This is a genomic window from Clostridium sp. DJ247 (assembly GCF_014231265.1).
Genome location: NZ_JABAIW010000002.1, coordinates 152,421 through 164,220, shown reverse-complemented (window position 1 = coordinate 164,220; position 11,800 = coordinate 152,421). Strand labels below are relative to the sequence as shown.

At 29.7% G+C, this 11,800-nt stretch carries 10 protein-coding genes; 7 read left to right on the top strand and 3 right to left on the bottom strand.

Annotated features, from left to right (window positions below; all coding sequences use genetic code 11):
- Positions 1–340: 340 nt before the first annotated feature.
- The 3 genes from HGI79_RS01755 to HGI79_RS01745 all read right to left on the bottom strand — a co-directional run bounded on the left by HGI79_RS01755 (position 341) and on the right by HGI79_RS01745 (position 3,859).
- Positions 341–820 carry a hydrogenase maturation protease gene (locus tag HGI79_RS01755; RefSeq protein WP_185649002.1) on the bottom strand — a complete coding sequence of 160 codons (480 nt, stop codon included), beginning with the start codon at positions 818–820 and terminating at the stop codon, positions 341–343.
- A gap of 154 nt (positions 821–974) precedes the next feature.
- Positions 975–2,132 carry a YibE/F family protein gene (locus tag HGI79_RS01750; protein WP_185649001.1) on the bottom strand — a complete coding sequence of 386 codons (1,158 nt, stop codon included), beginning with the start codon at positions 2,130–2,132 and terminating at the stop codon, positions 975–977.
- A 149-nt stretch (positions 2,133–2,281) separates the two neighbouring features.
- On the bottom strand, positions 2,282–3,859 hold the full coding sequence (locus HGI79_RS01745) for an alkaline phosphatase (RefSeq protein ID WP_185649000.1): 1,578 nt from the start codon (positions 3,857–3,859) through the stop codon (positions 2,282–2,284).
- A gap of 307 nt (positions 3,860–4,166) precedes the next feature.
- Here HGI79_RS01745 and HGI79_RS01740 point away from each other — a divergent pair, with 307 nt between their 5' ends.
- The 7 genes from HGI79_RS01740 to HGI79_RS01710 all read left to right on the top strand — a co-directional run bounded on the left by HGI79_RS01740 (position 4,167) and on the right by HGI79_RS01710 (position 11,547).
- Positions 4,167–4,832, top strand: a complete 666-nt coding sequence (locus HGI79_RS01740) for a phosphatase PAP2 family protein (RefSeq protein ID WP_185648999.1) — start codon at positions 4,167–4,169, stop codon at positions 4,830–4,832.
- Positions 4,833–5,166: 334 nt separating this feature from the next.
- A complete protein-coding gene (locus tag HGI79_RS01735; protein ID WP_185648998.1) occupies positions 5,167–5,937 on the top strand; it encodes a histidinol phosphate phosphatase in 771 nt (256 codons plus the stop codon).
- Positions 5,938–6,098: 161 nt separating this feature from the next.
- The gene (locus tag HGI79_RS01730) at positions 6,099–6,599 is read left to right on the top strand and encodes a flavin reductase family protein (protein ID WP_185648997.1); all 501 of its coding nucleotides are present in this window, start codon (positions 6,099–6,101) and stop codon (positions 6,597–6,599) included.
- A gap of 328 nt (positions 6,600–6,927) precedes the next feature.
- Positions 6,928–7,713 (top strand): hypothetical protein, encoded by a 786-nt coding sequence (locus tag HGI79_RS01725; RefSeq protein WP_185648996.1) that lies wholly within the window; start codon positions 6,928–6,930, stop codon positions 7,711–7,713.
- A gap of 69 nt (positions 7,714–7,782) precedes the next feature.
- On the top strand, positions 7,783–8,856 hold the full coding sequence (locus HGI79_RS01720) for a site-specific integrase (protein ID WP_185648995.1): 1,074 nt from the start codon (positions 7,783–7,785) through the stop codon (positions 8,854–8,856).
- Positions 8,857–8,860: 4 nt separating this feature from the next.
- Entirely contained in the window at positions 8,861–10,144 is a 1,284-nt protein-coding gene (locus HGI79_RS01715) for a hypothetical protein (RefSeq protein ID WP_185648994.1), read from the top strand.
- An 11-nt stretch (positions 10,145–10,155) separates the two neighbouring features.
- Positions 10,156–11,547 (top strand): hypothetical protein, encoded by a 1,392-nt coding sequence (locus HGI79_RS01710; protein ID WP_185648993.1) that lies wholly within the window; start codon positions 10,156–10,158, stop codon positions 11,545–11,547.
- Positions 11,548–11,800 lie beyond the last annotated feature (253 nt).

The window sequence follows — 11,800 nt, the reverse complement described above, 5'->3', positions numbered from 1 at the left end:
TCCTGAATATGCTGCCAAACTTCGGCACGTTAAAAACTTTTAGTCAGTCTAAAGTTCGTGTTTTTGAAAATCTAAGAGCCTTATATAAACTCGCTATGCTCAAACATATATAAGGTTCTAAGATTTTCTAAAAACACTTCACTAAGACTGACAAAAAGTTTTTAAATGTGCTTCAGTTTTGGCAGCATATTCCTGCGTATAAGTTAAATTTAAGTTGTGTGTATCTATATTTAAAATTTAGAGGGACTGTAGACATCGGTTTACAGTCCCTCAAGTTTTGAATAAAAAAGGTTGCATGCTTAGATAATTATTTCTCTCTCATTAAAACTAGGAAATATATTTATGATATCATATGTTCACGTATATCGTCTTTACAAGAACTTATGAATGTAATATGTTCTAAGCATTGTTTACATATTTCAGAAAACTTCATTTCTAAATCTGGGCTTAAGTCAAAGTTAAAGTAAAATTCATAGGCTTCTATATTTATTATAAAACCGTGAACTTTTTTATTAGATGAATCTAAAGCTTTTACTAAATCTATTGCATGAGTACATAAATAATTATTACTGCATATATCAATTTCCTTCAAAGGAGTAACTGTAACGTTGCCAGGCTGTATACCATAGTAACTAGAATCTAAGATTATTATAAAATCATCATTTTCAATTTTATTTAAACAATAGTTTATATCAGTTTCGCCCATTATTATATGAAAGCCAAGTAATGTGAGTTTACTGGTTAAAAATTCTAGAACTTTTACCCCAATGCCATCGTCGCACATAGATATATTTCCCAAAGCAATAATTTTTTTCTCCATAGTATCCCCCATATCCAACATTAAGTTTATATAGATTGTTAATAAGTATCTATATAAAAATATATGAGTGATATGGCCATAAAATTATACTTATTTTAATTTTTAAGGTAAATTAAAATACACAGGATCAATAAGATCCTGTGCAAGTGGTATATTATACTGCGGCTTTATGTTCTTCAGAAATTTTTTTTATATATTCAGGTTTTGTAAATATAACACCTGCTAGAATGGCAGTTAGAGGAGCTACTAGTACTAATCCAAAACTACCCACCATGGTATGAAGTATTTCAGCAGATACATATGTTAGATTTAAAATATTCATTACGGGTGTTCCTTGTGCCATAAAAACCATAAGCATTGCTGTATAGCCACCAGAATAAGCTAGAAGAAGAGTTGTTGTCATTGTGCCAACTACAGCTTTAGCCACTGAAAAACCACTTTTTATAGCATATTTCCTTGTTATATCAGGTTTGGTTATAACAAGCTCATAAACTGCAGTTGAAATATCCATAGTAACATCCATAATTGCTCCAGAGGAAGCTATAAAAATACCTGAAATAAATATACTGGTAAGGTTCAAGTTCCCATAGCCAGAGTAAAGCAGACTTTCAGAGAAGGGAACCACAGCACCATGAATTTTAAAAGCAGTACCAAAAATTAGAGCAAAGATACAAGTTAATAATACTCCAGAAATGGAACCTAAAAAAGATACTACAGCTTTTTTGTTCAGGCCAGCAACTAAAAAAGTAGTAACTCCAATTAATATAGTAACAACTATAAGGGCTGTTACTATTGGATTCCAACCTTTTAAAAAACCAGGAATTAGTACTTTCCATATCATCAGTACTGTAAAAATAAATGATAAGACTGATTTAACTCCAGTCCAACCAGCAAATAATATTAGCATTATTATAAATATAAAAAATAGAACTAATTCTATGTTAATTCTATAATGATCAATTATATTTACAAAATTAATTTTATTGCCTGTATGCTCTATAACTACAAAGGCTTTATCACCAACCGCAAACATTTTATCAAGTTCAAGTTGCCCTCTTAAATTGTTTGGTGATACAAATTCACTACCCTTAAAGGGACCATTTAATATTTTTACTTTTACGGCCTGAACTCCTGTTTTAACTATACCTCTTTGTTCAAGCTGTGAGTTATCTACAGATATAACTAATGCTTTAGCTCGTATGCTTTGATTATTTTTATCATTAAAGCTTGTGGGCATAATAATAAGAATAACATTTATTATTAGTAATATTATAACAAATATACTTTCACGGTTTTTTAATATTTTTAACATGCTGCTCCTTTCCTGGTAAAGGATTAAATTATAAATTTACCTTCAATATATAATCTAATCAATACATTTATTAATTCAAGTAAACATCAGATGGGATAAAAACCACCATCTGATGTTTACTTGAATATTATTAAAATTTCGCAATATTGTTAGGATATTGCCATAATCGAAGTTAACTTTTTAAATAAATCGGTGTTGTCGTAATATCCGTTAAATAAATCTTGACCTATACCTTTAACATATACTGGAATAGGAACTGCTGTATGGGAATAAGATGTAAAGCTTAAACCTGCTTTATGATCTAATATATGTGTTAAGGTTACAGTAAATGGATCATAAGTTCCATATAATAATTGAGCTTGTTCATCTTTTGCTCTATTAGCTTTTTCAGTCATACTTTGTTTTAATGCTGCTCTTAAATCATCCATATCTTTTGGACTAAGAGCCATACCAATTTGCTCCTCTGCTTCTTTTGCTTTAGGATTTTTTTCATCGGAAGCTATCTTAGATAGTTCATTATACTTAGCTGGATCCATTGCCTCAAGTCCATAACTTTCTTTAACCAAAGGTAATAAATCTTCAAGCTTAGCGTTGTCAGCAGTATGTCCAGCCTTTTTATAAGCTTCAACCTTTTTAGTAAACTCATCATAGGAAATAGTTTGTTTTCCTATTTTTTCAAAGAAAGTATTATAGCCTGTACCAGCGAAACCAAGAGTAAATCCACCAGTTTCATGGTCCCCAGTAACAACAATTAAAGTTTCATCAGGATGTTTTTCATAAAAGTCTACTGCTTGTTTTATGGATTTATCAAATGCTAAAGTTTCATGGATTGATGAAGCTGCATCATTAGCATGACAGGCCCAGTCAACCTTTCCACCTTCTACCATCATGAAAAATCCTTTATCGTTATCTAATACATTTATACCTTTTTTAGTAAAATCCTCTAAAGAAATTGAATCTTTATCATTGTTTATAGCATAAGGTAATGCTTGGTCAGCATCAAGCTTTGGGCTTATAGCTATAACTTTTCCAGACTTTGAGTCTAACTTTTCTAGAGAAGCTTTATCTTTAACTATCTTATAGCCATTTTTCTCAGCTTCTTTAAATGCATCAGGTTTATCTTTAGTTTTGCCTGTTGGCTGCTTAAGACCTCCACCAGCAAAATAATCAAAATTACTTTTTCCAAGCTCTAAGGATATGTCATAGTAGTTGTTTCTTGAAGGATTATGTGCATAGAAAACTGCTGGAGTAGCATGATCTAATGAAACTGAAGATACAATACCTACTTTCATTCCTTTTTTCTTTGCCATTTCAGCCATTGATGTATATTTTTCTTTTTTAGCTGGATCCATATTAATTACGCCGTCATTGGTTTTATGTCCAGTAGCTATTGCAGTACCCGCAGATGCAGAGTCAGTTATAAATGTATCTGCAGCATATGTTGTATTCATACCTTGAGCAGGAAACTGAGTGAAAGCTAACTTTTGTATGTTTGGATTCTTAGGATCCTTTTGATTTCCAAGAAAAATTTCAGCTGAATTTATTTGAGATATACCCATACCATCACCTATGAATAAAAAAACATACTTAGGATTCTTTTTACCAGTGAAAGTATTTGGGTTAGCAGAACTGTTTGTAGCAACGGAACTACCACAGCCAGATAAAAGTAAAGATGTGGTCATTACTAGTGATAATACACCTAAAAACCATTTTTTCTTTTTTAACATTGTTTTTCCCCCTTATATAACTTTAAACTATGTAAATAAATACCACGGTACTAGTATATTGTACTTTTGTTAACATTATATTAGGATTATGTTAACTGTTAACTAAATGGTTTAATTTGATAATTTTATATATTAATGAATTTACTGAAGAATATGGTTAAAAGTTTGACTAGAAGTAAAATTTGTTAAAACATAAATAGAAATATCAATATCATAATAATAGGAATAATGTTCGACAAATTTCGATAAAATATTACAGTGAGAGAATTGAATAAAGATAAAATGTTTAATTCAGAGGTGATAACTTATGAAGATGATAAAAAAAAATATAAAGTCTTTAGGACTAATGTTCATAATACCTTTAGTAAATATATTATACATGTATCTAAATAACTCTTTAAGAGGAGTTCACTATTTAATAACTAATATTGATAGGAAGATTCCTTTTATAAAAATATTTGCTATACCATATTTAGTATGGTATCCATTTATAGTTATTACCTTAGTATATTTTTGCTTTTACTATAGAAAAACATATTATAAAGTTATATTTAGCTTTGTAATAGGGATGTTGATATGCTATGCGTCATTTTACTTTTTTCAAACAGGCATACAGCGACCAGAGCTATATGGTAATGATTTTCTTACAGAGTTGATAAGATTTATATACAATACTGACAAGCCTTACAATTGTTTTCCAAGTATTCATGTGTTAACCTGTTATCTAGTAGTTAAGGGAGTAAGAGATTGTAATGAAAAGAATTCAACTGATAAAGCTATTATTACTGTAACATCTATGCTAATAATTCTATCTACACAATTCATTAAACAGCATGTGATTTTAGATTTAATTTTTGCTATACTTTTAGGTGATGGAATTTATAGAATTATAACCAACATTAACATAGAAAGGATCACATTATTGATAAAGAAACCATCTTGGTGGACTACAAAAAAGAAATTAGAGACTTAAAATTCACATGGGTTAAAATAAACCTTTATTTTTTTTATATAAGAGTGTAAAATTTTAATAAAATAATTCTAAAACATGTATAGATAGCCATGTCCGAAATTTAACTTATACCACCGTATATATTACCATGTTTCGTCACGTTAAATATTTTTAATTAGTCTAAAGCTCTAGGATTTTTCTCAAATTCTCGCTAAGACTAATAAAAAAATATTTAAATGTGATTTCAACATTGGTAATATATACCTACGTATAAGTTAAATTTTGACTTGGGGTATCTATATTTAATTAATGTAATAAACATAATAAAGTAAGCAGTAAATTGGAGGGATAGCATATGTTTGACACACATCTTCATACAAAAGTTTCAACAGATTCAAAAATGGAAATAGAGGATGCTATTAAAGCATCGGAGGCAAAAAATATTTCATTAATTATAACAGAGCACATGGATTTAAATTATCCACAGAAGGATATGTTTTGTTTTGATGAAAAATTATATTTTGATAAATATTTAAAGTATAGAACTGATAAATTATTACTTGGAATTGAAATAGGTATGAAAGCCGATTGTATTAATGAAAGTAGAAATATAGCAGTAAATAGTCCCTTTGATTTTGTTATAGGATCAATTCATTTGGTAAACAATATGGATATATACTATACTGAATTCTATGAAGGAAAAACTAAGAAAGAAGCTTATGAAGAGTATTTTAAGTGTATGCTTGATTGTGTGGAGCAATATGACTTTATAGATAGTATGGGACATATAGACTATATAGCTAGATATGGAAAATATCCTGATCCAGAAATATATTATGAAGATTTTTCGGATTACATAGACGAAATACTGAAAAGTTTAATAGAAAAAGATAAATGTATAGAATTAAATACTAGAAGATTAGATGATAAAACAGTGGTTGAAAACTTAATTAACATTTATAAAAGATACAGAGAATTAGGTGGCAAAGATGTAACAATAGGTTCTGATGCTCATGGAGTAGCAGCTATAGGTAGTAACTTTGATTTAGCACGAGAAATAATAGATAGATGTAATTTAAAGGCTGTATATTTTAAGGAGAGAAAAAAGGAATATGAAAAAATATAAGTGGGAAATATTATGGAGGATTTAGAATTAATATTAATATTAGGTAACATTAAGGTTACTATTTAACCAAATAGTGCTTTATTGAGTTTTCTAGAGTACTATAATATAATCTTATGTGGATATACGGTAATTTTAATTTAATCAAACAGGAGAGTGATATTATGGAGTTTACAGAAAATCTAGGAAAACACATGGAGTATTTACATAAGCAGGGAGCATTCCTAACAACTAAAGTTGGTGATGAAACTAATACTATGACAATAAGTTGGGGAAGTATTGGATTTATATGGCAAAAGCCTGTGTTCACAGTGCTTGTTAGAGAGTCAAGATATACACATAATCTTATTGAAAAGGCAGGGGAATTTACTGTAAGTATACCTGTGGATGATAGTTTAAAAAAAGCGCTAGCTACTTGTGGAACTAAATCAGGAAGAGATATAAATAAGATTAGTGAGTGTAATTTAGAATTGGTAGCTGGAAAGAATATAGAGACTCCAGTTATAAAAGGTTGTGGTGTGCACTATGAATGTAAAATTGTATATAAAGAAAATATGAACCCTAAGTTTTTAAATGATGAAATAAATAAGAAATGTTATGGTGACAATGATTATCACACAGTTTATTATGGAGAAATAGTTAACTGTTATACAGACGAAGAATAATTTTTTACCCTCTCGTTTTAACGGGAGGGTAATTTTGTTTACTGTAGTAAATAGCACTCTATAACCATGTATAATAGTCTTTTGTACTTGCCAAAAACACTCGTTTACGGATGAGCCAGTAAATAAAGGCAAAAAATAATGCGGTTGGCAGACTTTTCAGTATGTCTTTAGACATAACCAGTAACATGCCCTTATAGAACTAAAGCAAGCTGCCCGTTAGACGAGTGATCCTGACTAAAGTTAATTATATAGTAAATTATACTATTTGTTTTCTAGTTTGAAAATAATATAATTAAAAGTAATAATCTAATTTTTAAGGGGAACTGCCATGAGTGTTATAAATAAAATAATAAAAATTGGAAAAATAGCCGTTAGTTCAGCAAAAGAAACAACAAAATGTAAATACTTTGAAAGAAATATAAGGAATATAGATAAAACCATACAGGTATCTAATAAAGAGCAAATAGAACATTTAAAAATAAGAAAAGAGAATCTAAGAAGAAAGATAAAAGAAGAGCAAAAAAAAGAAAGTGAAAAAAGAAAGTTTGTTAAGTTAGAGTTAAAAAAACAGGTGAAAATATCTAAAGAGCAAAGACAAAAGGACAACAAAAACATAAATATATTAGAAAGGGCCCAAAAAGAATTTAAGGAATTGCCAATAGTTACAGCCGCTGATGATTTGGTAGCGGGTATATCTGATATAGATAAAATTAAGGAATATGTAAAAAATCATCCAGAAGACATTTATTCCTGGCTTAATTTAGCTGAAGCTTTAAAATTTCATAAGAAAACATTTCTAGTTGTTAATGGGATAAAAGCTCCTTTTGATTTGATAGGAACTACTCTGGATATAGGAATGGAGTTTATAGGAGATAGGGTAGAAAATGTGTTGGATAAAGATAATTGGACTTACGAAAGAGCCGTAAACCAAGCAAAAAAACTAGGAGCTACAGAAAACCAAATTGAAGAGTTTAGGAAAAGATATAAAATAAATATTGTAAATGCTGCAGTGAAGGGAACTGGGCATATGATATATAAACAAAGTAAGAAGATGTTAAATACTAGCGAGAGAATTTTAGATTTTGCAGTTGATAAGCTTATGCATAAGAAATAAAGTGAAACTTGAATAAGATGGGAATATTAGAGCGGGTAGTCATCGAATAAAATTTTTAGGAGGAAATCAATGAATCCTTTAGCAGATAAAATTAGACCAAATAACATTGATGATATAGTAGGGCAGAAACATATATTGGGTAAAGGTAAGATATTGAGAAGAATTATAGAAACTAAGCATATACCTAATATGATATTCTATGGACCACCATTGAATCAAAAGAATGATTACTTAACTGCTAAAACTTCAGTACGGAATTATACTCATCCAAACAGTGAAAATCAGTTTGCTGCTGAGAAATATGTCAGTAATGAGGAGATTGGCAAAAAGGTTCTTGAGGTACCTCGTTATATATCTCTGGATGAATTAAGATTGATCATTCAAGAAATAAGACAAAATTATGGGTTAAGAGAAGAAATCATAGTTAGGCTGATGTTTGAGAATGGACTTCGAGTGGGCGAAGTCCTGGGTTTGGCTTTTGATGATGTTCTCATGGAAAAGGTTGAACGTCCACCGGGTTCAGGTAAATTTGAAATTGTTCCTGTTGTTTATATTAGGAATAGGGTAAGTGATAAGCCATATCAAAAAGCTAAGAGATTGATGCAAGTTAAAGATAGGAGCGAATATAATTTCAGCGAATATAAGAGAAAAGAATATGGCTACAATCAAATCATTATAAGAAAGGAATTATTTAACTTAATAAATGAGTATATTGATGAAATACATTTGGATGCAAGAGAAAGAAAGAGCACTAATTACTATAAATACTCACTCGCTGACAGGGTAAGGAAACCTGAAAAATTCGAGGAAGATAATTTTTATATTTTCATCAATTCTTTAGGAAGACCACTATCTCAAACACTATGGAATGGTACAATCAGAAAAATCTTTAAAACCTTAAATATTGAAGTGGACAGGGATGTTAAGGAACATAACTTAAATCATCGCTTCAGGCACGGTTTCGCCATGTATAATGTTAGCAGGGGTGTAAATGAATTACAGCTTATGGGTATGATGAGACATGCTTCTTTGCAGTCTGTTGCTAAATATTATCGTCCAACACTCTCTGATGCAATTGAGATGAAAACTAATTTTACAGAGGATTTATATACCGACATTCCAGAATTAAGACGAGAGGGGTAAAAGTATGGAAGTACCTTTTTATTACAGGTATTTAGAAGGAGAATTTGCTGATATAGAGATGTACAACATAGCATGTTCATTTATGGATCAATATCAGTCTAGTTTAAAGGGAAATAAATATAGTAGGTGTAAGAATGTTGGTACAGTAATTTTAAAATATCTTGCATCTTTGCGTATAGAAGAATTTTCAAGTGATTTTATCATTCAGCTAATGGCTAATTCCAATTTTGAAGCAGGTGAAGCCATTATAATTAATAAATTTTTATTATTTATGGTTGACAATGATAAAATACAGGATGCTATTGTCAAAAGAATTATTTTCTTCAAAAAAAGAATTGAAGGAATGTCATTTGTAGATGATTTTTATAGAATTTTCAAATACACGAGGTTTGATGATTTTTTAAACAATAACTTCTTTGAAAGCGAAATAGGAATCATGATATTCTTCAGGAAAATTCCAAAAGAGAACTTTTTAGACGAAAGACTTTACGAAGTATTATCTAACAAACTGGAAGAAATAAAGTTATCTCCTGAAATCAATAATTTATATACAATGAGAAGAATTTGTAATGAATTCGTGGTTCTTGCCAAAGCGTTTTTTGCAAATGTTAAACTGGCTGATATTACCTTAAAACATCTTCATACTTGCATTGTGTCGTTAAAAAATCTAAAAAGTTACGCAATTTCAAGAAGGTTATCAGAAATGTTGCTGTTGCTTGAATCAAAGGGATTAATTAAAGATAAAGAAGTATTACATTTATTATCTTTTAAAGATTATCTTTTAAGTGATAGTTGCAAACTAGGTAAATATATTGAGTTAACCAGTGGTAAAAATATCAAACGCTTTGTTTGTAATACAAGTAATTCTAGGCAACAAATGGTTCTTCAATATATGAATATAGATTGCCAAGAAGTTTTTGACGCTTGGGTAAAGTTCTATGAGGAGGATAGTTATAGGGCAAGTTGTACAACTTTTAAGACTATTTGTACCGAATTTGATGATTATTTATCTGAATTTACCGTAGAATCCTTAGAAGATATTAATTTTGATACATTTTATGCTCAAATAATGTATTTTGGAAAATATAAAAGCAAACATTATATCTCTCCCATTACTGCGTTTTATATGTTTTTATCACAAAACTACAACCCAAAGATATTTGAAGTATCGCATGTTGATATTAAATTACTGCAAAGAAATAGAATAGCAGAAGAATTACTGGAAGGTTATAAAATTATAATTATAATCCGTTTGAAGATATTCCTGAAGCAGATAAATGGCTATTGAGTTATAATTATATGCAGGATACCAACATGGCTGTAAACACTACAACATCACAAATAGTAGACTTTACCAAAATAAAGTCGAAGACATATAGATATTGGGCTAAACACTTTATTTGGAAAGCTACTGGAAGTATATATTCCAAATTAAAATATGCATGTACCTTGATTGAGTTCATGAATTATATCTATGATTTAAAGCATGGAATTGAGCTTTCAATATTTGCCAAAAAGACTTCAAGTGAAGGTATAGTAGCAAATGAAGCGCTTGCTTATAAGACGTATATATTAAATAAATCGCTAAAACCAAATTCACAACGTTTTATTATTAATGTTTCAAGAAGGCTTTTAAAACATGTCTCATCTAATAAATTAGCAAAATTTGAAACTGGAGTTTTTTATAATTTAAGGCATGGAGGTGACAATACAATCAATGCTGAGGCTCTTTCTAATGACGATGTAAATAAGTTAGCAGCATTTATGAAACAGAAGGCTAAGAACTCTATTGAAAATGAAGTATACTATGCTATTCTGTGTTTAACAATAGAAACTGAATTTAGAAGTTCTCAAATCCTTGCATTACCAATTGATTGTACACTGGAGGCAAATAAAAAAAATCAATATGTTCTTATATCTAGAACAAAGACCAGTAAAAGAGAATTGACGGAACAAGCCCTAACTATTCAGACAAAAATGCTTCTTGACCATGTTATTAAATTGACTTCTGAATATAGAAAGGATTGTACTGTTGATAGCCTAAAAAATCAAATGTTTTTACTTCCGTCAGCAAAAAAAGGTGCATATAAAATCGTATCACAAGACGATTTCAATAGATACTTAAAAAAATGCTGTAGAGAACTAGGATTAAAAAAATATACTTTAAGTAATCTTAGAGATACTCATATGACTAAAGTAGAAGAACATATCACTAAAAATGCATTGTCAGATATGACTAAAAAAGTCTTAGGTGGTCATGATAATCCTAGAAGTGATAAAAATTATGAAGATACTGATATAAGGACTTTATTAGAGGCTGTGCATGGAATTATCATAGGAAATGTTGACATTAAGGGGCAGATTCTTAGAGAAGTAGCTTCTGAAATTGCAACTGATGAAAACACTGTTTGCAAACAATGTGGATACTGTGGAGCTAAATCCTGTCATGAGCTTAGCTATCTTGATTGCCTGATGTGTAAAGACTTCATTGCAACAGTTAGTAGGATTCCATTTTTTCAAGACCAAATACGAGCAATAGACAACAAACTTTTATCAGCAACAATAAAACATGACAAAGAAGATTTGGTTAACATCAAGAGACTACTTCTTGAGTATTTAAGAAGATTATTAATTCTAAAGAAGGAGTGTGAAAAAGGAGAATCTGAAAATATTGAAAGGAGTATAAATTGATGTCAAATTATATTAAACTTACTAATTACCTAGATTTAGAGTGCATTTTACCAGATGACTTTGTGGTAAATACCACTGCTGGTGAATCTTTTATTACACAATTAAAAGAGATTGATATCTTACCCTTTAATAAGAGTAGGATCCTTTACTCCTAGAATACATGGGATTTTGGCAAATATACACAACAAAATATACAAAAAGGTTTTTTAAAATTTAATTTTGAACTTGTTGTTGAGGAGTTTAGGGATGATGC